This window comes from Luteimicrobium xylanilyticum, from assembly GCF_009429125.1.
GTDB classification, from domain to species: domain Bacteria; phylum Actinomycetota; class Actinomycetes; order Actinomycetales; family Cellulomonadaceae; genus Luteimicrobium; species Luteimicrobium xylanilyticum.
The window spans coordinates 279,899-305,859 of record NZ_CP045529.1 but is presented as its reverse complement, the minus strand read 5'-3'; the positions used below and the strand labels follow the sequence as shown (position 1 = coordinate 305,859).

General features: G+C 73.0%; 23 protein-coding genes and 1 tRNA gene. 18 read left to right on the top strand and 6 right to left on the bottom strand.

The features are described 5' to 3' along the window. The first annotated feature begins 75 nt into the window (after positions 1–75). The 5 genes from KDY119_RS01350 to KDY119_RS01330 all read left to right on the top strand — a co-directional run bounded on the left by KDY119_RS01350 (position 76) and on the right by KDY119_RS01330 (position 4,447). Positions 76–519: a VOC family protein gene (locus tag KDY119_RS01350; RefSeq protein WP_036954380.1), complete on the top strand. Its 444-nt coding sequence runs from the start codon at positions 76–78 to the stop codon at positions 517–519. A gap of 46 nt (positions 520–565) precedes the next feature. Next, positions 566–1,078, top strand: a complete 513-nt coding sequence (locus KDY119_RS01345; RefSeq protein ID WP_051136900.1) for a nitroreductase family deazaflavin-dependent oxidoreductase — start codon at positions 566–568, stop codon at positions 1,076–1,078. A 110-nt stretch (positions 1,079–1,188) separates the two neighbouring features. Further along, positions 1,189–1,512: a DUF4235 domain-containing protein gene (locus KDY119_RS01340; protein ID WP_036954379.1), complete on the top strand. Its 324-nt coding sequence runs from the start codon at positions 1,189–1,191 to the stop codon at positions 1,510–1,512. Between the two features lie 13 nt (positions 1,513–1,525). Beyond that, positions 1,526–2,512 (top strand): prolyl aminopeptidase, encoded by a 987-nt coding sequence (pip, locus tag KDY119_RS01335; protein WP_036954838.1) that lies wholly within the window; start codon positions 1,526–1,528, stop codon positions 2,510–2,512. 354 nt (positions 2,513–2,866) lie between these two features. After that, complete coding sequence (locus KDY119_RS01330; protein WP_227994463.1) at positions 2,867–4,447, top strand: MFS transporter; 1,581 nt, start codon at positions 2,867–2,869, stop codon at positions 4,445–4,447. Positions 4,448–4,528: 81 nt separating this feature from the next. Here the strand turns inward: KDY119_RS01330 and KDY119_RS01325 are convergent, their stop codons facing one another. Further along, the gene (locus tag KDY119_RS01325; RefSeq protein WP_153021829.1) at positions 4,529–4,678 is read right to left on the bottom strand and encodes a hypothetical protein; all 150 of its coding nucleotides are present in this window, start codon (positions 4,676–4,678) and stop codon (positions 4,529–4,531) included. Between the two features lie 271 nt (positions 4,679–4,949). Between KDY119_RS01325 and KDY119_RS01320 the strand changes: the two genes are divergently transcribed. From KDY119_RS01320 to KDY119_RS01290, 7 genes are all read left to right on the top strand, one after another. After that, complete coding sequence (locus tag KDY119_RS01320; protein WP_153021828.1) at positions 4,950–6,305, top strand: efflux RND transporter periplasmic adaptor subunit; 1,356 nt, start codon at positions 4,950–4,952, stop codon at positions 6,303–6,305. Next, positions 6,302–7,102 carry an ABC transporter ATP-binding protein gene (locus KDY119_RS01315; RefSeq protein ID WP_153021827.1) on the top strand — a complete coding sequence of 267 codons (801 nt, stop codon included), beginning with the start codon at positions 6,302–6,304 and terminating at the stop codon, positions 7,100–7,102. Before KDY119_RS01320 ends, KDY119_RS01315 begins: the two co-directional genes overlap by 4 nt. Continuing rightward, positions 7,099–8,331, top strand: a complete 1,233-nt coding sequence (locus tag KDY119_RS01310) for an ABC transporter permease (protein WP_036954376.1) — start codon at positions 7,099–7,101, stop codon at positions 8,329–8,331. Before KDY119_RS01315 ends, KDY119_RS01310 begins: the two co-directional genes overlap by 4 nt. Before the next feature lie 56 nt (positions 8,332–8,387). Continuing rightward, a complete protein-coding gene (locus tag KDY119_RS01305; RefSeq protein ID WP_051136899.1) occupies positions 8,388–9,389 on the top strand; it encodes a hypothetical protein in 1,002 nt (333 codons plus the stop codon). Continuing rightward, entirely contained in the window at positions 9,382–11,511 is a 2,130-nt protein-coding gene (locus tag KDY119_RS01300; protein ID WP_051136898.1) for an HlyD family efflux transporter periplasmic adaptor subunit, read from the top strand. The genes KDY119_RS01305 and KDY119_RS01300 overlap by 8 nt, the downstream gene beginning before the upstream one ends. 451 nt (positions 11,512–11,962) lie before the next feature. Beyond that, positions 11,963–15,208: a TIM-barrel domain-containing protein gene (locus tag KDY119_RS01295; protein WP_153021826.1), complete on the top strand. Its 3,246-nt coding sequence runs from the start codon at positions 11,963–11,965 to the stop codon at positions 15,206–15,208. A gap of 122 nt (positions 15,209–15,330) precedes the next feature. Then, a complete protein-coding gene (locus KDY119_RS01290) occupies positions 15,331–16,404 on the top strand; it encodes a C40 family peptidase (RefSeq protein WP_051136897.1) in 1,074 nt (357 codons plus the stop codon). A gap of 12 nt (positions 16,405–16,416) precedes the next feature. Here the strand turns inward: KDY119_RS01290 and KDY119_RS01285 are convergent, their stop codons facing one another. Further along, a complete protein-coding gene (locus KDY119_RS01285) occupies positions 16,417–17,313 on the bottom strand; it encodes an HpcH/HpaI aldolase/citrate lyase family protein (protein WP_051136896.1) in 897 nt (298 codons plus the stop codon). A 96-nt stretch (positions 17,314–17,409) separates the two neighbouring features. After that, positions 17,410–17,901, bottom strand: a complete 492-nt coding sequence (locus KDY119_RS01280) for a hypothetical protein (protein ID WP_036954373.1) — start codon at positions 17,899–17,901, stop codon at positions 17,410–17,412. A 214-nt stretch (positions 17,902–18,115) separates the two neighbouring features. Here KDY119_RS01280 and dinB point away from each other — a divergent pair, with 214 nt between their 5' ends. After that, positions 18,116–19,384, top strand: a complete 1,269-nt coding sequence (gene dinB, locus KDY119_RS01275) for a DNA polymerase IV (protein WP_036954371.1) — start codon at positions 18,116–18,118, stop codon at positions 19,382–19,384. Between the two features lie 174 nt (positions 19,385–19,558). Then, positions 19,559–20,071, top strand: coding sequence for a TspO/MBR family protein (locus KDY119_RS01270; RefSeq protein ID WP_051136895.1), 513 nt, complete (start codon positions 19,559–19,561; stop codon positions 20,069–20,071). 22 nt (positions 20,072–20,093) lie between these two features. Here the strand turns inward: KDY119_RS01270 and KDY119_RS18785 are convergent, their stop codons facing one another. After that, the gene (locus tag KDY119_RS18785; protein ID WP_036954368.1) at positions 20,094–20,258 is read right to left on the bottom strand and encodes a hypothetical protein; all 165 of its coding nucleotides are present in this window, start codon (positions 20,256–20,258) and stop codon (positions 20,094–20,096) included. Between the two features lie 104 nt (positions 20,259–20,362). On the opposite strand from KDY119_RS18785, the gene KDY119_RS01265 reads away from it, so the two are divergent. Together KDY119_RS01265 and KDY119_RS01260 are read left to right on the top strand one after the other, a co-directional pair. Next, positions 20,363–21,007: an ArsR/SmtB family transcription factor gene (locus KDY119_RS01265; protein WP_148284309.1), complete on the top strand. Its 645-nt coding sequence runs from the start codon at positions 20,363–20,365 to the stop codon at positions 21,005–21,007. Beyond that, the gene (locus tag KDY119_RS01260) at positions 21,004–22,230 is read left to right on the top strand and encodes an MFS transporter (protein ID WP_036954366.1); all 1,227 of its coding nucleotides are present in this window, start codon (positions 21,004–21,006) and stop codon (positions 22,228–22,230) included. The genes KDY119_RS01265 and KDY119_RS01260 overlap by 4 nt, the downstream gene beginning before the upstream one ends. Before the next feature lie 82 nt (positions 22,231–22,312). Here the strand turns inward: KDY119_RS01260 and KDY119_RS01255 are convergent. After that, positions 22,313–22,385: transfer RNA gene (locus tag KDY119_RS01255), tRNA-Arg, on the bottom strand. A gap of 226 nt (positions 22,386–22,611) precedes the next feature. Between KDY119_RS01255 and KDY119_RS01250 the strand changes: the two genes are divergently transcribed. Both KDY119_RS01250 and KDY119_RS01245 read left to right on the top strand, forming a co-directional pair. Beyond that, positions 22,612–23,403: an ABC transporter ATP-binding protein gene (locus KDY119_RS01250; RefSeq protein ID WP_036954363.1), complete on the top strand. Its 792-nt coding sequence runs from the start codon at positions 22,612–22,614 to the stop codon at positions 23,401–23,403. After that, positions 23,400–24,890, top strand: coding sequence for an FtsX-like permease family protein (locus KDY119_RS01245; protein WP_153021825.1), 1,491 nt, complete (start codon positions 23,400–23,402; stop codon positions 24,888–24,890). The genes KDY119_RS01250 and KDY119_RS01245 overlap by 4 nt, the downstream gene beginning before the upstream one ends. Here the strand turns inward: KDY119_RS01245 and KDY119_RS01240 are convergent. Beyond that, on the bottom strand, positions 24,868–25,917 hold the full coding sequence (locus KDY119_RS01240; RefSeq protein ID WP_036954361.1) for a zinc-binding dehydrogenase: 1,050 nt from the start codon (positions 25,915–25,917) through the stop codon (positions 24,868–24,870). The two genes, KDY119_RS01245 and KDY119_RS01240, sit on opposite strands and share 23 nt — an antisense overlap. Between the last annotated feature and the right edge of the window lie 44 nt (positions 25,918–25,961).

Genomic DNA, 25,961 nt, shown 5'->3' with positions numbered 1-25,961 from the left:
CGCCCACCCACCGGATCGTGTCACTCGTGCAGGGCGTCGGCACGGCCGGCGCCGCCGAGCGATGTGAGGAGTGGGATGGACTACCGGCTCGAGCTGATCGTGCTGCCGGTCTCGGACGTCGAGCGGGCCCGCGACTTCTACCGCGGGATCGGGTTCCACGAGGACTCCGACTACGTGGCGGACGACGACTTCCGTGTCGTCCAGTTCACGCCGCCGGGATCGGGGTGCTCGATCGCGTTCGGGACGGGCATCAGCGACGCCGTCCCGGGCTCGGTCGACAACGTCCACCTCGTCGTCGAGGACGTCGTCGCGGCGCGCGAGGAGCTGCTGAGCCGCGGCGCCGAGGTGAGCGAGGTCTTCCACGACGAGGACGGCGTGTTCCACCACGCGGGCGACCTCAAGCGGGTCAGCGGGCTGTCCCCCGGGCGGGCCTCGTACGGATCGTTCGCGTCGTTCCGCGACCCGGACGGCAACGAGTTCCTGCTCCAGGAGGTCTCGGAACGGTACCCGGGTCGGTGAGGCCGCCGCCCTGCGGGTTCACCCCGGGGGTGGCAGGCTCGCAGGCATGCCGGACGACGACCTGGCCCGTCGTAACCCGCTCGCCCGTGCCCTTGCGTGGGTGCTCAGCACGCGGTGGGTGGTGCGCGCGCCCGTCACGCTGTTCCGGTGGGGCCTGGGCTTCGTCTTCGCCGGCCGCCTCATGATGCTCACGCACCGCGGGCGCACCAGCGGGCAGCGCCGCTACGTGGTCCTGGAGGTCGTCGAGCGGCCCGCGCCGGACACCGTCATGATCGCGTCGGGCTTCGGCGAGCGCTCGCAGTGGTTCCGCAACCTGCAGGCAGACCCGCGCTGCCTGGTGAGCGTGGGCGCCCGGTCGGACGTGCCCGCGGTCGCGTACCTGTTGCCCGACGACGAGAGCGCCGCCGCGCTCGAGCGTTACGCCGCGCGCTACCCGCGCTCGTGGAAGGAGCTGCGGCGCTCGATCACGCAGGTCACGGGCGACCCGCACTCGACGATCCCGATCGTCCGGCTCGAGCTACGCCCGGTCGGGTCGCGAGCGCCCAGAAGACGGGGATGAGCCCCTGCGCAGACGATTCGGGGGCCGCGCGTCGGACCTCCGGACCCCGGGAGAGCCGCTGGAGCACTACGGTGGGACCCGACAGCCCGTAACCCCATCGGAGGCAGGCCGTGGCCGATCACAAGCCCCAACCCAAGCCCACCGCGACGTCGCAGATCCTCACGGCGGTGCTCACCGCGGGTGCAGGCTGGGCGGCCCAGAAGCTCGTCCGTACCGTGTGGGCGAAGCGCGCCGGGTCGGCCCCGAAGAACGCGGCGGACCCGAACGTGTCGGCAGTCGCGGCCGTCGTGTTCGCGGCCGTCGCCGCCGCCGTCGGGGCCATGGCGCAGCGCGCGGCCACGCGCGGTGCCGAGCAGGTCGCGGCGCGGATCCACGCTCCGGGTGCGCACGCGGTCGAGTCGACGCTGCGCGACTCGTCCCACGCGGAGCTCTGACCTCGTGGCCATCGTGAGCGACGCGACCCCGCTCGACGACCTCCGCGGCCTCTACCCGGAGCTCGAGCCGTACGCGAGCGGCATGCTCGACGTCGGCGACGGACAGCAGATCTACTGGGAGACGTCGGGCAACCCGGACGGCAAGCCGGCCGTGTTCCTGCACGGCGGCCCGGGCGGCGGCACGACCCCGGCCCACCGGCGGCTGTTCGACCCCGCGAAGTACCGGATCGTCCTCGTGGACCAGCGCGGCTGCGGCCGCAGCATCCCGCACGCGAGCGAGCCGGACGCCGACCTCGCCACGAACACGACCTGGTACCTCGTCGAGGACCTCGAGGTGCTGCGCGAGCACCTGGGCATCGAGCAGTGGCTGGTGCTGGGCGGCTCGTGGGGTTCGACCCTCGCGCTCGCGTACGCCGAGACCTACCCGGAGCGCGTCACCGCGCTCGTGCTGCGCGGCATCTTCACGCTGCAGCGCCGCGAGCTCGACTGGTACTACGAGGGCGCGGCCGGCCAGCTCTTCCCCGAGCGGTACGCCGACTTCCTCGAGCAGGTCCCGGGTGTCGCGCCGGGCGACCGGATCGCCGCGTACCACGGGCTGCTCTTCGACCCGGACCCGACGGTCCACGTGCCCGCGGGCAAGGCGTGGACGACGTGGGAGTCGTCGACGTCGTCGCTGTTCGAGAACCCGGAGCGCATCGAGGAGGCCGCGCAGGCCGCGCACGCGACGGCGTTCGCGCGGATCGAGAACCACTACTTCGTCCACCACGGCTTCTTCCGCGAGGGGCAGCTCCTCGACGAGGCATCGGCGCTGCGCGACATCCCGGGGGTGATCGTCCAGGGCCGCTACGACGTCGTCTGCCCGCCGATCACGGCGTGGGAGCTCCACCAGGCGTGGCCGGGTTCCGAGCTCGTGATCGTGCCCGACGCGGGGCACGCGTTCGACGAGCCGGGGACGCTGCACCAGCTCATCGAGGCCACGGACCGGTTCGCCTCGCGCTGACCCCCTCCTCCTGACGACCGCGGACGCCGCGGTGCCCGACCGGGCACCGCGGCGTCCGTCGTCGGCGGGCGAACTCACCCGCCCGCCCGTGTCACGTCTCGCCCGGGCGATCCGTCTCTCGAAGGAGAGGCCGGCGCAGGTCGGCGGTGCGACAGCCCTGTCCGCGTAGACCGTTGACCTGCCAAAACATTTCGCTCCCAGCAAACGGAGGCAGTTTCCATTTCCTGTTGACGTGCGCCTGAGCGGCTGCTGTGCTGGAACCTCGCCGCTTCTCCGCCGCCCCTTACCGACGGCCCCGGCCGGCTACCCACCCGACGACGAGTCCCTGGAGGACGTGTGTCCGAGCACCCATCGGTGAGCTCCCTGGAGGAGCCCGCCCCGACGGCGACCAAGGAGGCCGCCGTCGAGCACGTCGCACCCGACACCGGGGCGGCGCCCACCGAGCTGTCGAACTATCCGCGCCGCTGGGCCGCGCTCGCCGTGATCGCGGTCGCCCAGCTCGTGATCATCCTCGACACCTCGATCATGAACGTGGCCCTCCCGTCCGCGGCGAAGGACCTCGCGATCCCCGCGTCCGACCTCCAGTGGGTCGTCACGGCCTACACGCTCGCGTTCGGCGGCCTGCTGCTCCTCGGCGGGCGCGTCGCCGACTACGCCGGCCGCAAGCGGATCTTCATCGTCGGCCTCCTCGGCTTCGCCGCAGCGTCCGCGCTGGGCGGCGCCGCGCAGAACGAGGGCATGCTCATCGGCGCCCGGGCGATCCAGGGTGCGTTCGGCGCCCTGCTGGCCCCCGCCGCGCTCGCCCTCATCACCGTGATGTTCACCGAGTCGCACGAGCGCGCCAAGGCGTTCGGCGTGTTCGGTGCGATCGCCGGAGGCGGCTCGGCCGTCGGCCTCATCGCGGGCGGCGTCCTCACGGACTCGCTCGACTGGCGCTGGTGCCTCTTCGTGAACGTGCCGGTCGCGATCATCGCCGTGCTGTTCGCCCTCCGGATCGTGCCGGAGTCCAAGGCGCACGGGGACACGAAGTTCGACATCCCGGGGGCCCTCCTCTCGATCATCGGGCTCGCGACCCTCGTGTACGCGTTCACCGAGGCGTCGAAGCAGAAGGTCGCCGCGAACGGCACCGTCACGACCGTCGGCTGGACCGACTCGCTCGTGCTCACGCTCCTCGCGGTCGCGGTCGTGGCGCTCGTCGCGTTCGTGGTCGTCGAGACCCGCGTGGCGAACCCGCTCCTGCCGATGCGCGTCGCTCTCGACCGCAACCGCGGCGGCTCCTACCTGATCTTCCTGCTGGTGGGCGCCGGGCTGTTCGCGATGTTCTTCTTCCTCAGCCTGTTCCTGCAGCAGGTCCTGGCCTGGTCGCCGCTCAAGTCGGGTCTCGCGCTGCTGCCGTTCAGCCTCGGCATCATCGTCATGGCGGGCATCGTGTCGCGGCTCCTGCCCCGGTTCGGGCCGCGCCCGCTCATGATCGTGGGCCTCGCGCTCGCGACCACGGGCATGCTGCTGCTGATCCGGACGAGCCCCGACGCGTCGTACGTCAGCACGGCCCTGCCCGCGATGATCGTGATGAGCCTGGGCATGGCGATGGTCTTCATCCCGGCGTCGTCGACCGCGCTCGTCGGCGTCCAGCCGCACGACGCCGGGGTCGCCTCCGCGCTGCTCAACACCGCGCAGCAGGTGGGCGGCTCGCTCGGGCTCGCGCTGCTGAGCACGCTGTCGATCTCGGCGGCCTCGTCGAAGCTGACCGATCTCGTCACGGGCGGCAGCAACCCGAAGGACCTCGCGGTCCAGCACACCGCCAGCGTGTACGGGTACCACACCGGTTACTTCTGGGGCGCGATGCTCTTCGCCGTCGGCCTGCTGGTCGCCGTCTTCCTCATCAACGCCAAGAAGGACGCGCTGCCGGCCGAGGGCGCGGTCGCAGCCGGCTGACCTCCGGCCTCCCGGGGCACGACGGCGCCCCCTCGACCCGCGTGCGGGTGGAGGGGGCGCCGTCGTGCGTGTGCAGGGCCGTCAGGTACGGCTACGGCCTCGTCCGACGAAGCCCAGGATGATCGCCACGACCAGGACGATGATCCCGATCCACAACAGCAGGTGACCCAGGGGGAACCCGAGGATCACGAGCACGACACCGACGATCAGGATGATCAACCACAGAGGCACGAAGGCCCTCCTCTCCACACCGCCGCATTGTGCGGCGACCTGAGAGACCTTCACACGCGCTCCGCACCTACGCATCCTGGACGAAGCCCGGCGCTCCAGGCATATGCGAGCGACCGCCGCGAAGCAGGCCGCGCGGACGACTGCCTCGCGGGGCGGCGTCGCTCGCACAGGTGGCAGACAGGTACGCGACAGTGGTGCTCCAGAGCGCTTCTCTACGGTCAGTCCGCCCGGGACGACCGCTCCCGGCAGGTTCGACCGCCCGAGGGAGATCATGGGAGCCGTCATCCATCGCGTCTGGGCCCGGCCACGGGGCCGGGCGCTCACCGTCGGGATCGTCGCCGCGATCCTGGTCGCCGCCGGCATCGTGTGCTGGCTCGTCCTGCGTCCCGCCGACGACGCGTCCGCATCCCCGAGTATCAAGCAGGTCACCCAGACGGCGACCGTGGGCACGTCCACGTTCGAGAAGTCGGTCTCCGCGACCGGCACCCTCACGCCGACCGTCGACGACGACGTGAGCTTCGGGGCGTCCGGCACCGTCACCTCGGTCAAGGTCGCGGAGGGCGACACGGTGAAGAAGGGCGACGTGCTCGCCACCATCGACACCCTCCAGCTCAAGGCCGACCTGCTGTCCGCGAAGGCCGACCTCGCGACGGCGAAGGCCGACCTGGCGTCCGCCGAGGACGCGAACGACGGCACCGACGCCGCCGAGCAGCAGGTCGACGCCAAGGAGGCGGCGGTCAAGGTCGCGCAGGCGGCCGAGGACGACGCCGAGGACGCCATGGACGCCGCGACCCTCAAGGCCCCCGCGGCCGGCCTCGTCACCGCGGTGAACGTCGCGAAGGGCGACGCCGTCACCGGCAGCTCGGGCAGCTCCGCGAGCGGCTCGTCGAGCGGCTCAGGCTCGACGGGCGGCTCGAGCAGCTCGGGCGGGATGGGCGGCGGCTCCGGGTCGTCGAGCTCGAGCAGCAGCTCCACGTCCTCGACGGCTGCGTTCACGATCGTCGGGACGAGCTCGTGGGAGGTCGCGGTCAGCGTCGGCGAGGACGACGTCGAGAACGTCGCGAAGGGCGACCAGGTCGAGCTCACGGGCGACGACCTGTCCGACACCGTCTTCGGCACCGTCTCTTCCGTCGGGCTGCTCCCCTCGACGAGCTCCGGCTCCGTCACCTACCCGGTCACCGTCAAGGTCACGGGCTCCCCGAAGGGCCTGCACGACGGCGTCTCCGTGACCGCGAAGATCGTCTACGAACGGCGCAGCGACGTGCTGTCCGTACCGTCCGCCGCGATCACGACGACCGACGGCACCTCGACCGTCGAGGTCGTCGGCGACGACGGCAAGACCACGAAGACCACCGTGACCGTCGGCGAGACGAGCGGTCAGAACGTCGAGATCACGAAGGGCCTCACCGAGGGCCAGAAGATCCAGTACACGCAGACGGTCTTCACCCCGGGCAGCACGTCGAACCGGAACGGCACCAACCAGCAGAACGGCGAGCTCCCGGGCTTCGGCGGCGGCGAGGGCGGAGGCCGCGGCTACGGCGGGTACGGAGGCGGCAACCAGGGCGGCGGCGGCCAGGACGGCCCGCCGGCAGGCTTCGGCGGCGGGCAGCGGGGAGGCGGCCAGTGACCGCGACGCTCGCGGGCCCGGCGGCGTGGGCGGCGTCGGCGACGCCCCCGGTCATCGACCTCCGCGCGGGCCGCAAGACCTACACCACCGGCTCCATCACGTTCGAGGCGCTCCGCGGCGTCGACGTGCGGATCGAGCGCGGCGAGTACGTCGCGATCATGGGCCCGTCGGGCTCCGGCAAGTCGACGCTCATGAACGTCCTGGGCTGCCTCGACGTGCTCACGTCCGGCTCGTACCGGCTCGCCGGGCACGACGTCGGCGAGCTCGACGAGGTCGAGCTCGCGCAGATCCGCAACGAGGAGATCGGCTTCGTCTTCCAGCAGTTCCACCTGCTGCCGTCGCTGGCCGCGTGGCGCAACGTCGAGCTCCCGCTCATGTACCGCGGGGTGCCGCGGCACGAGCGGCACGAGCGCGCGGCCCTCGCCCTCGAGCGCGTCGGGCTGGGCGACCGGCTCGACAACCGCCCCGGAGAGCTCTCGGGCGGGCAGCAGCAGCGCGTCGCGGTCGCCCGCGCGCTCGTCGGCGAGCCGGCGCTCATCCTCGCGGACGAGCCCACCGGCAACCTCGACACCCGCTCGACCGAGGACGTGCTCGCGCTCTTCGACGAGCTGCACGCCCAGGGCCGCACCATCGTGCTCATCACCCACGAGCCCGAGGTCGCCGAGCGCGCCCGCCGGGTCGTGCGCGTGCGCGACGGCCTCATCCAGGGCGACGGCCCGGCGTCGTCGCTGCACGACGACCGCGGCTACCTGCACCACCCCACCTCGCACGACGACGACACCCAGGAGATCCGATGAGCTGGGGCGAGACCCTCGCGACCGGCTGGCACGCGATCCGCGCGCACTCGATGCGTTCCCTGCTGACCGTGCTCGGGATCCTGATCGGGATCGCCGCGGTCATCCTCACGGTGGGGCTCGGGCTGGGCACGCAGAAGGACGTGAGCGCGCAGATCAGCTCGCTCGGCTCCAACCTGCTGATCGTGTCGCCCGGCTCGACGACGTCGTCCGCGGGCATCCGCGGCGGCTTCGGGTCGTCGACCACGCTCACCACGTCGGACGCCGCCGCCCTCACCGCGAAGACGGCCGCACCCGACGTCGAGGCGGTCGCCGCCGAGAAGTCGTCCTCGGAGTCACTCGTGAACGGCGACACCAACTGGACGAGCACCGTGGTCGGCACGACGCCGTCGTGGCTCGACGTCCGGTCCCGGACCGTCGCCCAGGGCCGCTTCCTCACGGCCGCCGACGAGACCGACCGCACGACGAACATCGTCCTGGGCTCCGAGACCGCGACCGAGCTGTTCGGCAGCCCGCGCGCCGTCGGGCGGACGCTCACGATCAACGACGTCACGTTCACGGTCGTCGGGGTCCTCGAGTCGGCCGGGTCCAGCTCGTCCGACAACCTCGACGACACCGCCGTCGTGCCCATGAGCACGATGCAGAACACGATCGTCGGCGGCACGAGCCGCACCGCCGTGTCGACCATCTACGTCAAGGCCGTCGGCACCGACGAGATCTCCGCCGCCTACCAGGAGACGCAGAACCTCCTGCTCAACCTGCACGGCATCACGGACGCCGACGACGCGGACTTCACGGTCAGCAGCCAGGACGCGCTCGTCTCGACCGCGACCTCGGTCTACCGCACGCTCACCGTGCTGCTCACGGGCATCGCGGCGCTGTCGCTGCTCGTCGGCGGGATCGGGGTCATGAACATCATGCTCGTGTCCGTCACCGAGCGGACCCGCGAGATCGGCCTGCGCAAGGCCCTCGGCGCGCCGCCCGTCGCGATCCGGCGCCAGTTCCTCACCGAGGCGTCGGTCCTCGGGCTCGGGGGCGGGCTCGTCGGCGCCGCGCTGGGCATCGCCGCGGCGAAGCTCCTGCCGGGGGTCCTCGACTCGTCGATCGTCGTGTCCCCCACGGCCGTCGTCGGCTCGATCGTCATCGCCGTCGGCATCGGGCTCGTGTTCGGCGTCTACCCCGCCGTCCGCGCGGCGCGTCTCGCGCCCATCGACGCCCTGAGGAGCGAGTGATGACCCGCCCCCACCGTGCACCCCACCTTTCCTCCTCCGTCCACCCAGGAGCTGCCATGTCACCCGTCCGCACCACCTCCCGCCCCTCCCTCGTGCTCGCCGCGACCGGTGTGGTCGCGGCCGTCGCCCTGTCTCTCGCCGCGTGCTCGTCCGGGTCGGGCTCGGACAGCACCACGCAGGCCGGAGCGGCCCAGGGCGAGGGCCAGGGCCAGCAGGGCGAGGGTGGTCCGCAGTCCGGCCAGGGCGGCGGCGGTCAGGGCTCCGGGCAGCGGCCGGGCACGTCCGGCGAGGTCGCCGCGGTCTCCGGCACGACGGCGCAGGTCCAGTCGAGCGACGCGCAGACAGCCGTCTCGTGGACGTCGTCCACGAAGGTCACCCAGCAGGTCGCGGGCACGCTCGCGAACGTCAAGGCCGGCTCGTGCGTGCTCGTGACCTCGTCGAGCAGCGGGTCCGGGTCCCAGGGCGACGCCACGTCGTCGTCCGACCCGATCACGGCGGCGACCGTCGTCGTCCAGTCCACGTCGGGCGACTGCACGACGGGCTCGCGCGGCGGGTTCGGCGGCGGCACCCGGCCGTCGGGCGCCCCGACCGGCGGGACCGGCGAGCAGCCGCAGGGCATGCCCACCGACCTGCCCTCGGGGATGCCGTCCGGGATGCCGTCCGGGACGCCGACGGGCGGCGCCGGTCGTAGCGGCGGCTTCGGCGGGTTCGCGACCGGCAAGGTGAAGTCCGTGTCGAGCGACGGCTTCACCGTCGAGCAGACAGGTTTCGGTCAGGACGCGACGACGACGGACCGCCAGGTCACCGTCGGCTCGTCCACGACCTACACGGTCACGAAGACCGCGAAGACCTCCGCCATCAAGGTCGGCCTCTGCCTCACCGCGCAGGGCGAGACCGACTCCAAGGGGACCGTGAAGGCCACGACCATCGCGCTCACCACCAAGGGCGACGACGGCTGCTCGAGCGGGTTCGGCGGGTTCCGGGGCGGCGAGCGCGGCCAGGGCGGTCAGGGCGGCGAGGGCGGTCAGGGCAGCACGCAGGGCGGCAACGATGCCTGAGGTCCAGCCGATCCCGCCCCACGAGCTCGAGCCCTCCTCCCCCGGGCACGCGCGCTCCGGCAACGCACGCTCGAAGCGGCGCCGCGCACGCCGTCGTCGCCTCGTCGTCGGGGGCGTCACCACGATCGCGCTGGTCGCCGTCGCCGGGGGCGCCTACGCATTCACGCGGGGAGACGACACCCACTACCGGACGACCACCGTCACGACGGGGACCGTCGACCAGACGATCTCCACGACCGGCACGGTGGCGTCCGCGTCGCGTGACGACGCCGCGTTCTCCGTGGCCGGCACCGTCGGCTCGGTCAAGGTCGCGGTGGGCGACACCGTCAAGGCGGGCCAGGTCCTCGCGACCCTCGACACGTCCGACCTGGACGACGCCGTCGACGACGCCGAGGACACCCTCACCACCGCGAAGCAACAGCTCGCGGACGACCTCGACGCGCAGACGAGCTCGAGCTCGTCGTCGAGCACGTCGGCGGAGGGCGCCGCGTACACGGCGCCGTCCGGGACCGCCGTGGCGAGCACGGTCGCGTACGTGACGACGGTCGCGAGCACGACGCCGGCCGCGACCGGGACGTCCGGCAGCACCGACGACGTCGCCGCGGCCAAGAAGAAGGTCCAGGCGGCGCAGGACGCCCTGCTCGCCCAGTACGACACCGTGAAGAAGGCCCTCGCCGCGAGCTCCGACGGCATCACCTCCTCGGACACCACGTGCGCCACCTTCCTCGCGGGCACGACGACGTCGGGCTCCGGCTCGACCAGCTCGGACGGCTCGACGTCGACGCCCAGCAGCACGCCGTCGTCGAGCACCGGCTCGTCGTCGGACGACGACCTCGCCGCCGCGCTCGCGGACTGCCAGGACGCCGTCAAGAGCGTGCTCACCGACCAGCAGACCGTCGACGACGCGCAGCAGAAGCTCCTCACGCTCGCGACCGACCTCGACGACGCGGTCGCCGCGCTGCAGAAGGCCGTCGCAGCGTCGGGCTCGACCTCGACCGGGTCGGGCTCGGGTTCGACGGGCTCGGGTTCGACGGGCTCCGGCTCGACCGGATCGGGCTCGGGTACGCCGTCCGGCTCCGGCTCGACGGGCTCCGGCTCGAAGGGGTCGGGCTCGCAGGGGTCGGGCTCGGGTACGCCGTCCGGTTCCGGCTCGACGGGCTCCGGGTCCGGCATGCCGTCGGGCTCGGGGAGCGCCGCGGGTTCCGGGTCGGCCGGGTCCGGCTCGACGGGTTCGGGCTCCGGCTCGACCGGTTCGGGGAACGGCCTCGGGTCCGGGACGGGCACGGGCAGCGGTTCCGCGGGCTCGGGCTCGGGAGGCTCGGGCTCCGGGACGCAGGGATCGTCGGCGACCAAGACGATCACCGCCGAGCAGATCCTCGCCGACCAGGCCGAGATCGACCTCGCGTCGTCGAAGGTCACGATCGCCAAGGACGCTCGGGCGCGCTACCAGCTCACGAGCCGGATCTCCGGGACGGTCGCCCAGGTCGCGCTCGCGAAGGGCGACGACGTGTCGGCGTCGTCGTCGAGCGCGGTGGTGACCGTCGTGGGCAAGGACGGGTACGTCGTGGACGCGACGGTCCCCCTGACCAAGGTGTCGCTGCTGAAGACGGGCCAGACGGCGGACGTGAGCGTCGTCGGCGCGAGCAAGAAGCTCGGCGGCACCGTGAGCAGCATCGGGGTCGTCAACCAGTCGGAGACGTCGACGCCGTCGTACACGGTGTCGATCACGCTGGACGACGCGACGAAGAAGCTGTACGACGGCTCGTCCGCGCAGCTCGAGATCGCGGTGGCCGCCGCGAAGGACGCGACCGTCGTGCCGACGTCGGCCGTCACGGTCTCGGGGACCAAGCACACCGTGCAGGTGCTCAAGGACGGCAAGGCGACCTCGGTCGCGGTCGAGGTCGGCGCCGTCGGCAGCGCCCTCACGCAGATCACGTCAGGTCTGAAGAAGGGCGAGACGATCGTCCTCGCGGACCTCAGCAAGGACGTCACGAGCGGCTCGGACGACTCGAGTTCCAACGGGCTCAGCGGGCTGGGTGGCAACCAGGGCGGCACGGGTCAGGTCCCGGGCGGGGGTTCCGGCGGTTTCCCGGGTGGGTTCAGCGGGGGCGGCCGCCCCTGACCGTGCTCGACCGGCCGCAGCCGCGCTGAACGCCGTCCGCCCTCCGGGGCGGGCGGCGTTCGTGTCCCGCCGAGTGTGACGCTCCGCCCGCCGAGTGTGACGCTCCGTCCGCCGAGTGTGACGCCCCGTCCGCCGACTGTGACGTCGCAGACGTCGAGGGTGACGCTCGGCGCTGGTGAATCGAGGAAGTCCTCGCCGGCACGTCACACTCGGCGAACGCGGGCGTCACACTCGGCGAACGCGGGCGTCACACTCGGCGAGCCCGGCGTCACACTCGGCGAGCCCGGCGTCACACTCGGCGAATGACAACGCTGGCTGACACCGTTGACTTCACGTTCTGAACTCACTAACGTCCCAGGAACTGCTCCCTGCGGACCCGAACGTCGCATCGAAGCGACAGTCGAAGCCCGTCGCACCACCCAGCACGATCCACCACGACGAAGGAGTCTGCATGGAACTGCGTCCACACCCCGACGGCCTCGCCGGCCGGCACCGAGCGCGACGATCCGTCCTCGGCCTGGTCGCCGTCGCAGCGCTCGCGACCGGCACGGCGGTCGGCGCCGCACCCTCCCTCGCCTCGTCCCACCACGGGCACGACGACGGCGCCTCGCGCTCCGCCGTCGTCTCCGGGAACGCCCGGTTCGAGGTGCTCTCCCCCACCCTGATCCGCACCGAGTACGCGGGCGACGCCCACTTCCTCGACGCGGGCACGTTCAACGCCGTCGGACGGGACGACTTCGCGAGGACCCGGTTCACCTCGAAGGTCAGCCACGGCTGGCTGACGATCCGGACGAGCGAGGCGACGCTCCGCTACAAGGTCGGGTCCGGCCCGTTCACGCCCGACAACCTCACCCTGGCGCTGCGCGCCGGGAAGCAGGCCGTGACCGCGTCGCCGTGGCCGTCCACCGCGGCGCCGCTGTGCGACGTCGGCACGCTCTGCGAGGCCGAGGGCCTCAAGCTCGACGGGCTCAGCACCGCGAACGACCACACCGGCTCGACGGGCGACGGCTTCGTCGCCGGCTTCCAGGGCACGGGCAACGCGGTCAGCTTCCGCGTCGACGCCGACAAGGCCGGCGCCCACGACCTCGACCTGCGGTACGCGAACGCGCAGGGCGGCGACGGCAAGAACGAGACCCGCACGCTCAGCGTGCGCGTGGACGACGGCGACCCGCAGGTCGTGCAGCTTCCCGCCACGGGGAGCTGGGACACCTGGAAGGTCGCGACCGCGTCGCTGAACCTCGCCGCCGGCGAGCACACCGTCACCGTGGAACGCACCGCGAGCGACTCCGGCAACATCAACCTCGACAGCCTGGCCGTCGTGACGCCGGGCGCGGACTACCCCGCACCCGGGGGCGCGGCCGCCGTCGTACCGTGCACCTACGGCGAGGTGTGCCAGGCCGAGACGGGCGCCCTGACCGGGGGCGCGAAGGTCGCGCACGACCACAACGGCTACGCGGGCGACGGGTTCACCGCCGGCATCGAGAAGCCGGGCGCGACCGACACCCTCACCGTGAAGGACGTGCCGCGGGCGGGCGACTACACGCTGCAGCTCCGGTACTCGAACTGGCAGGCCGCCTCCGCCGCGGTCCAGACGCGCACCCTGGCCGTCGCGACGGACGCCGGCACGGCGAAGGCCACGCTCCCGGCGACGAGCAGCTGGGACACGTGGCGCACCGTCCGGGTGCCCGTGCACCTCGACAAGGGCACGAACGACGTCCGTCTGGCGTGCACCGACGACACCACCTGCAACGTCAACGTCGACACGGTCGCCGTCACGACGACGCGCACCCCGCTCCTCGCCCCCCACGCAGCCCTGGGCGGGTACCGCCGGAGCATGGACGGGGTCGACGGGTCGGCCCTGACGAACCCCGGCCTGCTCTACCAGGACGGGTGGTCGCTGCTCGACGACACGGCGTCGGCGGCCTACGACCCGACGACGCAGAAGGTGACCCAGCGCTCCGACCACGACGGGAAGCCGTACCAGGACGGCTACGTCTTCGCGTACGGGCAGGACTACCAGCAGGGTCTCGAGGACCTCGCGACCCTCACCGGGCCGTCGGAGCTGCTGCCCCGCTGGGCGTACGGGGTCTGGTACTCCGAGTACTACGACCGGACGGCCGCCGACTTCGAGGACACGATCCTGCCGAAGTTCCGCTCCGAGGGCGTGCCGCTCGACTCGCTCGTCGTCGACACCGACTTCAAGAGCCCGGGCACGTGGAACGGCTGGGAGATCGACGCCAGCAAGTTCCCCGACCCCAAGGGCTTCTTCGACTGGGCGCACTCCGAGGGACTGCACACGGCCCTCAACATCCACCCGAGCATCGACAGCAGCGACCCGCACTACGCCCAGGCGCAGGCCACCGCGAAGGGCAAGATCAAGAACGGCGTGTTCGACTGGGGCGACCCCGACCAGCTCAAGGCGTACATGGACCTGCACGACGCCATGGGCGCCGACGGGAACGACCTGTGGTGGCTCGACTGGTGCTGCGACGCGTCCTACTCGTCGCTCGCCGGCGTGACCCCGGACGCGTGGATCAACCTGCAGTACGCGGACGCCACGGACAAGACGGTGGGCCGCGGGTTCGCGTTCTCCCGTGCGTACGGGTCGCTCTCGTCGGGCGGCTACGGCAACGTGGCGACCACGGCGACCGGCCCGTGGGCCGACAAGCGCACGACGCTGCACTTCACGGGCGACACGATCTCCGACTGGGCGACGCTCAAGTACGAGGTCGGGTACACGGGCGGTGAGTCGGCGGCGACCGGCCTGGTGTCCATCAGCCACGACATCGGTGGGCACACGGGCGGCCAGCAGTCGCCGGGCAGCGAGGCCGGGAGCACCAAGCTCGCCGACGACCTGTACGCCCGCTGGGTCCAGCTCGGCGCGTTCCAGCCGATCGACCGGCTGCACTCCAACCACAGCGACCGGCTGCCGTGGCAGTACGGGACGGACGCGAAGGCGTCGGCGGAGAAGTTCCTCAACCTGCGTGAGAACCTCGTGCCGTATACCTACACGCTGGCCCAGCAGGCCACGAAGACCGGCCTGCCGATCGTCCGGCCGCTGTACCTGCAGTACCCCGACCAGCAGGAGGCGTACGCGCAGACCGACAGCGAGTACCTGTACGGGTCGGACGTCCTCGTCGCCCCGGTCACCACGTCGGGCACGACGGCGACGACGTCGGTCTGGTTCCCGGCCGGGTCCTCCTGGACCGACTGGTTCACCGGCAAGACGTACCGCGGCGGCACGACGGCGCAGGTCACCACGGGCCTCGACACCATGCCGGTGTTCGTCCGGTCGGGCGGGATCGTCACCACCCGGACGCACGACGTCACGGGCGACGTCCAGAACCCGTTGACCGACGTCACGGTCACGGTCGCGGAGGGCGCGTCCTCGAAGAACGCGCTCTACGAGGACGACGGCACCACGACCGACACGTCGAAGAGCGCGACGACGCCGATCACCTACCGGAGCGCGAGCCACAAGGTCACGGTCGACCCGGTCCGCGGCTCGTTCGCCGGCCAGGTGAAGAAGCGCACGTGGACCGTGGCGTTCACGAACGCCACGGCCCCGAAGCTGGTGCGCGTGAACGGCCAGCGGGTCTCGGCCGACTCCTGGACGTGGGACCGGGACACCCGGACGCTCACGGTGACCGCGCCGAAGCAGTCGGTGCACCAGCGGCTCACCGTCTCCTACCGGTGACCTGACGGCAGGCCCCGACCTGCCGGGCCCGTGGCCCCCGGTCGTGTACGCGACCGGGGGCCACGGGCCTCCTTCCGTCCGAGGGGGTGACGCCGCCCCTCGTCGGAGAGAGGGTGTTACCCATGGTCCGCACCGGCCTCGCGGCACAGACCTTCGCGCTCGGGCGCGTCGGCGGGCGCATGCCCGCGCCCGGTCTGTGCCTCCAGCTCACGCGCACCGTGTTCGGAGTCGGCGCGCGCTACCCGTCCGCGATCTCCGCCTGGGACCACGCGACCCACCGGCACACGATCGCCCCGCCGCGCGGCGCCGTCGTGCCCGTGTTCTTCCGGACGCCGTCGCCCTACCGCCACGTCGCGGTCGCCCTCGGCAACGGCAAGGTCGTGTCCACGAACGGGGCGGCGATCAGCCTGTGGTCGAGCGTCGAGCACCTCGCCGACGTCTTCCGGGGCCCCTACCTCGGCTGGACCGAGGACCTCAACGGCGTCCGCGTCCACACGGGCGCGCCGCACCGCCAGATCCCGGTGACCGGGGTCTGGGGCTCGCTCACGACGACGGCGCTCCAGCGCCGGTTCGGCACCCCGGCCGACGGCGTCATCACCGGCCAGGTCCGGCTGCGCGCCAACGCGAACGTCCCGTCCCTGCGCGTCGGCACCGGCGGCTCGGCACTGGTCGAGGCGATGCAGCGCTGGCTTCGCGTCACGGTCGACGGACAGCTCGACGGCGCCACCATCCGGGCGCTGCAGCGGCGGTTCGGCACCACGGTCGACGGCACGATCTCGAAGCCGTCGACGCTCGTCGAGGCGATCCAGCGGGCGCTCGACGCACCGTCGTCCGTGCTGCCGGGCGAGGGGGTCGCGCCCGCGCCGCGTGAGCCGGTGATCTCCGTGACGGGTCTGCCGCCGTTCCTCCCCGGCGTCCCGGGGGCCCTCGTCCCGCCCCTCGGCGTCCCCGCCGACGACGGTCTCCTCGCCGACGGCACCAGGCTCCCGCCCGACCCCATCGACCTCGGGCTCGTGACCGGCGACCTCGTGCCCGACGATCCCACGGCCGACGCGGCGGTCCCCGACCTCGACGCGCGCGACGACGGCGACCCCGGCCTCGACGCCGACCACCGGCTCGAGGACGCACCCCAGGACACGGAGGCCGGCCTCGACAGCCCGGAGCCGCCGTCGTCGGACGCGCTGGCCCGGGCGTGACGGCCAGGCTCGTCAGCTCGGGTTGACCCCGAACGCGCGGGCGAGCCGGTCGATCTTCTGCGCCCGCCCGAGCCGCGGGAGGTCCGAGCCGTCGCGGATCACGCGGCCGCGGGCCTCGAACTCGGCCAGGAAGTCGCGCGCCCACGCGACGTCCGACGGCGCCGGGCTGATGACCTCGTTGACGACGGGGACCTGGTCGACGTCGAGCACGAGCTTGCCCGTGAGCCCCAGCGACACCGTGACCCCGGACTGCTCGCGCACGACCGGGTGGTTGCGGGACGTCGTCGGGCCGTCGATGGGTCCCGGCAGGGAGCCGATCCGGCTCGCGACGACGAGGCGCGACCGCGGGTACGCCATGGCGAGGTCGTCGGCGGAGGTGCCCGTGTCGCGGCGGTAGTCGCCCGACCCGAACGCCAGGCGGAACGCCCCGCGGGCCCGCGCGATGTGGACGGCCTCCTCGATCCCGAGCGCCGACTCGACGAGCGCGAGCACCGGCGTGCGGCCCCCGAGCCGGTCGAAGGTCTCGGTGACGTCCTGGGCGGCCTCCGTCTTCGCGAGCATCACACCCGCCAGACCGGGCAGCCCTGCGAGGGCGTCGACGTCGTCGGACCAGAACGCCGTCGACCGGTCGTTGATCCGGACCCACGTGTGCCCCTCGCCCTCGGCCAGCCAGGCGGCCACCCGCTCGCGGGCCTCGGGCTTCGCCGTCGGGTCGACGGCGTCCTCGACGTCGAGGACCACCTGGTCGGCCCGCGAGCGCGCCGCCGCCTCGTAGTCGCCCGTCAACGCGTTCACGAGGAGCCACGACCGTGCGATCGCCGGCGCGACCGGACGGGCGGTGCGCGGCGGCGTCGAGGCACCGTCGGGGGTCGGGGCGGGCGGTGTGGTGGGGCGGTCGTCGATCGTCATGCGCTCTTCCTGCGGGGTGGAGGGGCGCGACGGTACGCCCGTCACGGCAGCGTCTCACACCCGGGTGTGCGTTCCCGCGACGCCGACCCGACGGCGTCAGGCGGGCAGGACGGCGCGCAGCGCCATGTCCCGGGCCGTCGCGAGGACACGCGCCGAGTGGCCCTGGCCGTGCACGGCGTCGTCCGCGTCGAGCAGGGCGCCGAACGCCTCGACGAGCTCCGCGTTCCGAGCCTGCACCGGGACCGGGTCGACCGAGGCGGGCACGACCTCCGCCACGTGCCGCGGCAGGTACGACGAGGCCCCCGGCATCCGCACCGTCTCCCCCGCGTGCTCGCGCGCCCGACGACGCACCTCGACCCAGGTGTGCGCGCTCAACGCGCTGAGCTCCACCGGCAGGGGGCGGCCCGCGGTGGCGACGGCGCGCGCGACCGTCGAGACGAGGAGGTCGTGGAACGTCGGGTCCAGGCGCCCGCCGACGAGGAACCGCACGTCCGAGTCGCGTCCTGCACGGACCGCCTCGACCGCGGCGACGAGATCGAGGATCGCGTCCGCCTCCGCCGCGCGACGCTGGTTCTCCGACGGCGTCATGGTGCCTCCCTGTCGGGCCGGCCCCCGCTGACCCTTTCCCCTATCCATACGCACGGCTCGCGACCCTGCGCGTCGGGGAGCGGGTGAAATCGCGCGGGACCCTTGCGCACCGCCGTCGCGGCACCCCGGGGCGGCCGACCGCGAGGCTCGGTGGGGCCGCCGTCGGCCGGGGCGGGCTGGACGGCACGCCGTCGCACGTTCGAACATATGTTCTATGGATCGATCCCGACGGGCGGCCGTGCTGCACGCCGACCTCGACGCGTTCTACGCGTCCGTGGAGCAGCGCGACGACGCACGCCTGCGCGGGCGACCCGTCGCCGTCGGGGGTGGGGTCGTGCTGGCCTGCTCCTACGAGGCGAAGCGGGCGGGCGTCCGGACGGCGATGGGGCTGCGCGAGGCGCGCGGCCTGTGCCCGGGGCTGATCGTCGTGCGGCCACGCTTCGACGCCTACACCGCGGCGAGCCGAGCGGTCTTCGACGTGTTCCACCGGACCACCCCGGAGGTCCAGGGGGTGTCGATCGACGAGGCGTTCCTCGACGTCGCCGGGCTGCGGCACATCGACGTCCCGCCGGTCGAGATCGGCGCGCGGCTCCGGACACTGGTCCGCGACGAGGTGGGGCTCGCCATCACGGTCGGCGTCGCACGGACGCCGTTCCTCGCGAAGGTCGCGAGCCGGGTCGCGAAGCCGGACGGCCTGCTGCTCGTCGAGCCCGACGACGAGGACGCGTTCCTCCATCCGTTGCGCGTCGAGCAGCTGTGGGGCGTGGGCGCGGTGACGGCAGCGAAGCTGCGGCGCTACGGGCTTCTCACCGCCGGCGACGTGGCCGCCCTGCCCGACGTCGCGCTCCGCTCGATGCTCGGGCCCGCCGCCGGGAGGCACCTGTTCGCCGTCGTGCATGGCCTGACGCCGGAGCGGGTCCAGACGGGCCGTCGTCGGGGCTCGATCGGGGCGCAGCGGGCGCTCGGACGCGGCCCGCACCGCGACAGGTTCGTCCGGGCCGCACTCCTGGGGCTGGTCGACCGGGTCTGCCGGCGGATGCGCGGGGCGCACCGGATCGCCCGGACCGTCGTCCTGCGTCTGCGGTTCGACGACTACACGCGCGCGACCCGCTCGCACACGTTCCCGCACGCGACCGACTCCGGCGACGACCTCGCCGCCGCGGCGCTCCTCCTGCTCGACGGCGTCGCGGGACTCGTGCAGGAGCGCGGGCTCACGCTCGTCGGGGTCGCGCTCACGAACCTCGCGTCCGACGACCTCGTCCAGCCTGCGCTGCCCCTCGACCTGCGCGGCGTGGCCGGGACAGGTTCGGGCGAACCGCGCGTCGTCGACGGGAGCCGCCGCGAGACGCACGGACTCGACGTCGCCGTGGACCAGGTCGCCGAACGCTTCGGGTCCGGGAGCGTGCGACGCGCGAGCCTGCTCCGCCACGGCGAGGGCTTCGCTGCCCCGCAGCTCCCGGAACCGACTGACGACGACCGGTGAACCGAGTCTCAGCGATAGGCCTCTGCCTGGAGCGCGAACAGCTCGGCGTACAGGTCCGCGCTGCCGACGAGCCCGTCGTGCGTGCCCGCCTCGCGGATCCGCCCGCCGTCGAGGACGAGCAGCGGCGGATCGGACCAGGATGCCTAGGGTGTCGGCGGCGCTAGCGTCGGGACGATGACGATCCGCGACCTCGTCCGACGCTTCTCCTCCTCGCCGTCCACGCTCGCCGCGACGAGCGCGGCGACGCTCGCGACGGCCGTCACCGGAAGCCTCGCGACCGACGTCGAGAGCCGGTGGTATCGCCGCCGCGAGCTGCCGCCGTGGCAGCCGCCCCGCCTCGCTTTCCCGATCGTGTGGACGACCCTGTACGCCGACATCGCCGTCACGTCGGCCGCCTCGCTGACGCGGCTGCGGCAGACCGACCCGCGCGCTGCGCGCCGGTTCGGTGTCGCGCTCGGCGTGAACCTCGCGGCCAACGCCGGCTGGACGGTGCTCTTCTTCCGTGCCCGACGACCGTCGGTGGCGACCGTCGGGGCGCTGGCACTCGCCGCGAGCTCGGCCGACCTGGCTCGCCGCGCCTCCGCCGCCGACCGGGCGCACGGGTGGGCGCTCGCCCCCTACGCGGTGTGGTGCACGTTCGCCACGGCGCTGAGCGCCGACATCTGGCGGCGCAACGGCGACGGCTGAGGCCCGAGCGCGCGCTGCGCCGTCAGCTCTTGCTCTTGCGCGCCGACCGCCGCACGAAGCTGATGATCAGCGTGCCGAGGAACAGGATGAGTCCGATGATCGCGAGCCACAGGAGCCCCTTGATGGCGAACCCGAGGACCGCGAGCACAGCCCACACGACCAGCAGGACGATCACGAGAGTCAACATCGCCCCAGGCTAGGGAAGGTCGGAGACCTTCGCACCGGGACCGGCTACCGCGAGTTATACAAGACCTCTTGTACGTGCCGTCCGGGCGGACCAGGCTGGTGTTCATGCCACGCAGAACGGCCGCGGAGCGGCATACGGACTCAGCACCACCGGCGGACCTGCCCGACGCGCCCTCGGGTGCCGTCCTGATCGACGCGCTGATCGCGCTGCACCACCCGGTACGGCGTCGCATCTTCGAGACCCTGACCCAGGAGGGGCCCGCGACCGTCGGGGACCTTGCGCGCCGGCTCGGCCTCCCGGTCGGCTCGATCAGCCACCACCTGAAGCCTCTGCACCGAGCCGGGTTCGTCGTGCCGGCGCCCGAGCTGGCGCGCGACACCCGGGAGTCCTGGTGGCGGGGAGTCACGAGGCGGCTGTCGTGGAGCAGCGACCGGTACACCGACGGGAGCGTCGGCCGACAGGTGGCGGATACCGCGGAGCGAGCGAACCTCGACTACCTCACCGCTGCGGTGGTGCGGTGGATGCGCGATCGCGACACGCTGCCGCAGGAATGGCGGCACGGCCTGGCGTCCGACACCTTCCTGCCTGCGACCGCGGCACAGATGGAAGACCTCGCCGGACGCATCACCGCCCTTGTCGAGCGATGGACGTCGGAAGTGCGCGCCGACGCCGAGGAGCATCCCGACGCCGAGCGCCGACCGGTGCGCATGATCGCGCGCGTCTTTCCGAGCGAACCGGGCTCGGCATGACGACGTCCGCCGAGCCACGGCTCATCGGGACGGAACCGCCGGCCGTCCGGCGGGACCGGATGGTGCAGGCGTACGTGCTGGCCGCGCTGGTGTCCACGACCGGCGACACCGTCTTCACGATCGGACTGGCCTGGACCGCCGTGCATCTCCTCGCCCCGGGCACCGCAGGGTTGGTGCTCGGCATCGAGATGCTGCCGCAGGCGCTGTGCACGCTCCTCGGCGGCGTCATCGCGGATCGCTTCGACACCCGTCGGGTGATGATGGCCGGACAGCTCTCCCGCGTGGCCGTCCTCGGCGTCGCGACGATCGCGTGGCAGAGCGGGCTCCATGCAGCCTCGGTGCTCTTCGTCGTCGCCATCTGCTTCGGGACGATCAGCGGGCTCAGCAGCCCGGCCGCGTCGACGCTCGCACGCCAGCTGGTCCGCAGCGACGACCTGGTGACGGTCAGCGGATGGTCGCAGACCGGCTCCCGCCTCGCTCGGCTGCTCGGCGCACCGCTGGGCGCGGTCGTCATCCAGTGGGGGTTCGGCGTCTCGATGCTCGTCGACGGCCTGACCTTCCTCGCCGTCGCCATGGTGCTGCTCCTGGTCGTCCGCACGCGGTTCCGGCTCCCCCGCACCACGAAGGAGTCCGTGGGCGCGTCGTTGCGATCGGGGTGGGACTACATCCGCCAGACCGCCGTCGCGCGGGTCTTCCTGGTCGGCCTGGCTGCGCTGAACGTGTTCGTGACGCCCGTCTTCTCCCTCGGGGTCGCACTACGGGTCTCGCAGTCGCACTGGGGCTCGGGCTGGTTGGGCGCCTCGGAGGCCACGTTCGCGGCTGCGGCCATCGTGGGTTCCGTCGCCGGCATCCGCTGGCAGGGCGACCACCTGCCGCGCAGAGCGTTCCTGGTCCTCGTGCTCCAAGGCGTCGGGCTCGCGAGCGTCGGCCTGCCGAGTCGCGTCGCCCTGGTCGCGGGCATGGCACTGGTCGGTCTCACCGCGGGGGTGGCCTCCGTCTGGCTGAGCGGGTCGTTCCAGCGGATCATCGCACCGAGCCACCTCGGCCGGGTCTCCTCGGTCAGCAACCTCGGCGACCTCCTGCTCACACCCGCGACGGTCTTCGTCTTCGGCCTGGCCGCCGGCCGGTCGTCGGTCCTGGTCGCGACCGTGTGCAGCGGGCTCGCGATGAGCGTGCTCTGCGCCGTGTTCGCCACGAACCGGCAGATCAGAACGCTGCGCTGACGAAGGACGACCGCCGCCGGTGCGCGAGTGCCGAGTAAAAGAAGAAGGCCCGGAACCTTGCGGTTCCGGGCCTTCCAGTATGTGCGCCCGAAGGGATTCGAACCCCCAACCTTCTGATCCGTAGTCAGATGCTCTATCCGTTGAGCTACGGGCGCGCGGCCCAGTTCTCTCGAACGGGCCGACGGAAACACTACCGTGCCCGACCCCGCTTCCCCAAACCGTATGACCGCCCGGCCGGCCGTGGCGGCCCGTCCGAGATCGACATCACACCCACGGCGGACCCTCCGCTCGCCCGAGTCCACCCCGAGTCGCACGCACACCACCGCAGGTCGCGACCGCCGTCCGACGCGTCCGCCCCTTCCGCGAGGGAAGGGTGGAACCATGACCCAGCCGATCCTCTCCCCCGTCCCGGCGAGTACGACGCAGCCCGGGCTCCCCGTCGGCCAGCGTCCGACGACGCCCACCCCGCTCGTCGCGTCCGGTCTCACCAAGACGTACGGCACGGCGGGCGCGACGACGCACGCGCTCGCGGGCGTCGACCTCACGATCGCTCCGGGCGAGTCGGTCGCGATCATGGGCCCGTCGGGCTCGGGCAAGACGACGCTCCTGCACTGCCTCGCGGGCATCATCACGCCGACGTCGGGCACGGTGCTGTGGCGTGGGGAGGACCTCGCGTCGTTGTCGGAAGCACGTCGGACGGCGCTGCGCCGGCAGGACTTCGGCTTCGTCTTCCAGTCGGGCCAGCTCCTCCCCGAGCTGCCCGCCGTGGAGAACGCGGCGATCCCGCTCATGCTCGACGGCGTCCCGCGCACCGAGGCGACGCGTGTCGCCGCCGGGTGGCTCGCCCACCTGGGGCTGGCGGGTCTCGAGCAGCGACGACCGGGCGAGCTCTCGGGTGGCCAGGCGCAGCGGGTCGCGATCGCGCGGGCGCTCGTGGGCTCGCCGGGCGTCGTGTTCGCGGACGAGCCGACGGGCGCCCTCGACCAGACGACGGGCGCCGACGTGCTCGCGGTGCTGACGTCGGCGGCGAAGGCGTCGGGCGCGGCGCTCGTCGTGGTCACGCACGACCCCGGGGTCGCACGGCACTGCGGGCGGACGCTCGCGATGCGCGACGGCCGCGTCGTCCGCGAGTTCGTCGCGCCCGCGGCGGACGCCACCGAGGCCGACCGGTGACCCGCCTGCGTGCCACGGCCGCGCTGTGGTGGCTGCTGCGTCGTCGGGCACGGGAGCGGGAGGCGGCTCACCGCGGTGGCGCCGAGGCCCTGACGACGACCCTCGCGGTCGTGGCCTTCGCGACGACGACGGCGATCCTGCTCGTGGTGGTCGGCGGGTTCATGGCGTTCGTCGCGCGGGCGGGCGGGTCGGCGGGCGTCGCCGAGGGCCTCGACGCGGACACCACCCCGTACACGACCCAGTACCCGCTCTACGCGGGGATCGCGTCGCTGCTGCTCCTCGTCCCGCTCGTGACGCTGGGGGGCGCGGCAGCCAGGCTCGCTGCGGCCCGACGCGACGCCCGGCTCGCCTCCCTGCGGCTCGCGGGCGCGACGACGGGCCAGGTCACGCTGCTGACGGCGCTCGACGCCGCCGCGCAGGCCCTGGTGGGGGCGGTGATCGGGGTCGGCGGGTACGTCGCGCTGATCCCGCTCGTGGCGCAGCTCCGGTTCCAGGGCCGCACCTTCGACCTCGGCGAGCTGTGGGTGGGTCCGTGGGTGGTCCTCGGGGCGGTGGCCGGGGTCGTGCTGGTCGCGCTGGCATCGGCGCTCGTGTCCTTGCGCCGGGTCGCGATCACTCCCCTGGGCGTCGCGGCCCGCGTCACGCCGCCGGGGCTGCGGTGGACGCGCATCCTCCCGTTCCTGCTCGCAGGTGTGGCGATGGTGGTCACGATGAACACGTCGTGGGCGTCCGAGGCGGTCGTGATCGCGGTCCTGACGACGGTGCTCGTGGGCGGCTTCGCGACGCTCAACGTCGTCGGACCGTTCGCGATGTCCCTCGCGGGTCGTGCGACGGCGGCCCGCGCGACCCGCGTCCCCGCCCTCCTCGCGGGACGCCGCATCATGGACTCCCCGAAGACGGCGTGGCGCTCGGTCGGCGGCGTCGCGCTGGCGACCTTCGTGGCTGGGCTGACCAGCGTCTTCGCCCTCGTGGACCCGACCGACCAGCCCCCGGCCGACCGTCTGCTCATGACGGACCTCAAGACCGGGGGCTTCCTCACGCTCGCGATCGCGGGGGTCCTCGCGGCCGTCTCGACCGGCGTCCTGCAGGCGGGCCGCGTGATCGACCAGCGCTCCGAGTACCGCGCGCTGAGCCTCGCGGGGACCGACGAGCGGACCCTCGACCGCGCCCGCCTCGACGAGACCCTCGTCCCGCTCCTGGTCGCCGTCGGCGTCGCGACCGTCGGAGCCCTCATGCTGATGCTCCCGGTCCTCGGCGCCACCGCGCTCGCGAACGTCGCCGTCGTCGGGCAGTTCCTCCTGTGCGTGCTGGGCGCGTCCGCGCTCGTCCTGGCGGCGACCTGGACGACGCGCGCCGTCGCGCACACACCCTCGCCGACCGCCCCTGACGCCGACTCAGCGGGAAGCTCACCCGCCAGTGGGGATCGGACCGCCGACCCGCGACCTCCCCCGTCACTCGGCGACGCTACGGGCGCAGGAGCACCTTGATCGCCCGGCGCTCGTCCATCGCCGCGTACGCCTCGCCGACATCCTCGAGCCCCAGCTCGAGGTCGAACACGCGCCCGGGCTCGATGGTGCGGGAGAGGACGTCGGGCAGCAGCTCGGGGATGTACGCGCGGGCCGGCGCCATGCCGCCGCCGACGGTGAGGTTCCGGGAGAACAGGTAGCCGATGGGCAGCTCGGACCCACCGGCGGGCACCCCCACGAACCCCACGCGACCGCCGCCGTGCACCGAGCCGAGGGCCTGGCGCATGGACTCCTTCGTGCCGACGCACTCGAGGGCGCTGTCGGCCAGGTCGCCGCCGAGCAGGTCGCGGACGGCCGCGACGCCCTCGTCGCCCCGTTCGGCGACGACGTCGGTGGCGCCGAACTCGCGCGCGAGCTCGGCACGGTCGGCGTGGCGGCTCATCGCGACGACGCGCTCGGCGCCGAGGCGCGCGGCGGCGAGGACGCCGCTGAGCCCGACCGCGCCGTCGCCCACGACGACGACGGTCGAGCCCGGCCCGACGCCGGCGCTGACGGCCGCGTGGTGCCCGGTCGACATGACGTCGGAGAGCGTGAGGAGGTCGGGGACGAGGGCGTCGTCGACGGGGCCGGGGACGCGGACGAGCGAGCCCTCCGCGAGCGGCAGGCGGACGTACTCGCCCTGCGCGCCGTCGACGGGAAGCCCGTCGCGGTCGGCGCCGCCGAACATGGTCACGTGGTCGCACGCGGAGGTGAACCCCGCGCGGCACGACTGGCAGGTGCCGTCGGAGAGCGAGAAGGGCGCGATGACGAAGTCCCCGGGCGCGGCGACGGTGACGTCGGCCCCGACCTCCTCGACGACGCCCACGAGCTCGTGGCCGATCGGGTGGGGCGCCTTGGTCTCGCGGATGCCGCGGTAGGGCCACAGGTCCGATCCGCAGACGCAGGCGGCGACCACACGGACGACGGCGTCGCCAGGCGTGAGGATCTTCGGGTCCGGGCGGTCCTCGACCCGGACGTCCCGGGGTCCGTGGATGACGGCAGCGCGCATGGGGGTCCTCCTGGGAAGCAGGTCGAGGTGCGGCTTCCACGGTA

Bases quoted from the DNA above. Each gene is read 5' to 3' on its own strand.
- KDY119_RS01350 (WP_036954380.1), top strand. From the start codon at position 76: ATGGACTACCGGCTCGAGCTGATCGTGCTGCCGGTCTCGGACGTCGAG.
- KDY119_RS01345 (WP_051136900.1), top strand. From the start codon at position 566: ATGCCGGACGACGACCTGGCCCGTCGTAACCCGCTCGCCCGTGCCCTT.
- KDY119_RS01320 (WP_153021828.1), top strand. From the start codon at position 4,950: ATGGGAGCCGTCATCCATCGCGTCTGGGCCCGGCCACGGGGCCGGGCG.
- KDY119_RS01310 (WP_036954376.1), top strand. From the start codon at position 7,099: ATGAGCTGGGGCGAGACCCTCGCGACCGGCTGGCACGCGATCCGCGCG.
- KDY119_RS01305 (WP_051136899.1), top strand. From the start codon at position 8,388: ATGTCACCCGTCCGCACCACCTCCCGCCCCTCCCTCGTGCTCGCCGCG.
- KDY119_RS01300 (WP_051136898.1), top strand. From the start codon at position 9,382: ATGCCTGAGGTCCAGCCGATCCCGCCCCACGAGCTCGAGCCCTCCTCC.
- KDY119_RS01295 (WP_153021826.1), top strand. From the start codon at position 11,963: ATGGAACTGCGTCCACACCCCGACGGCCTCGCCGGCCGGCACCGAGCG.
- KDY119_RS01290 (WP_051136897.1), top strand. From the start codon at position 15,331: ATGGTCCGCACCGGCCTCGCGGCACAGACCTTCGCGCTCGGGCGCGTC.
- KDY119_RS01285 (WP_051136896.1), bottom strand. From the start codon at position 17,313: ATGACGATCGACGACCGCCCCACCACACCGCCCGCCCCGACCCCCGAC.
- KDY119_RS01280 (WP_036954373.1), bottom strand. From the start codon at position 17,901: ATGACGCCGTCGGAGAACCAGCGTCGCGCGGCGGAGGCGGACGCGATC.
- dinB (WP_036954371.1), top strand. From the start codon at position 18,116: ATGGATCGATCCCGACGGGCGGCCGTGCTGCACGCCGACCTCGACGCG.
- KDY119_RS01270 (WP_051136895.1), top strand. From the start codon at position 19,559: ATGACGATCCGCGACCTCGTCCGACGCTTCTCCTCCTCGCCGTCCACG.
- KDY119_RS18785 (WP_036954368.1), bottom strand. From the start codon at position 20,258: ATGTTGACTCTCGTGATCGTCCTGCTGGTCGTGTGGGCTGTGCTCGCG.
- KDY119_RS01265 (WP_148284309.1), top strand. From the start codon at position 20,363: ATGCCACGCAGAACGGCCGCGGAGCGGCATACGGACTCAGCACCACCG.
- KDY119_RS01260 (WP_036954366.1), top strand. From the start codon at position 21,004: ATGACGACGTCCGCCGAGCCACGGCTCATCGGGACGGAACCGCCGGCC.
- KDY119_RS01250 (WP_036954363.1), top strand. From the start codon at position 22,612: ATGACCCAGCCGATCCTCTCCCCCGTCCCGGCGAGTACGACGCAGCCC.
- KDY119_RS01240 (WP_036954361.1), bottom strand. From the start codon at position 25,917: ATGCGCGCTGCCGTCATCCACGGACCCCGGGACGTCCGGGTCGAGGAC.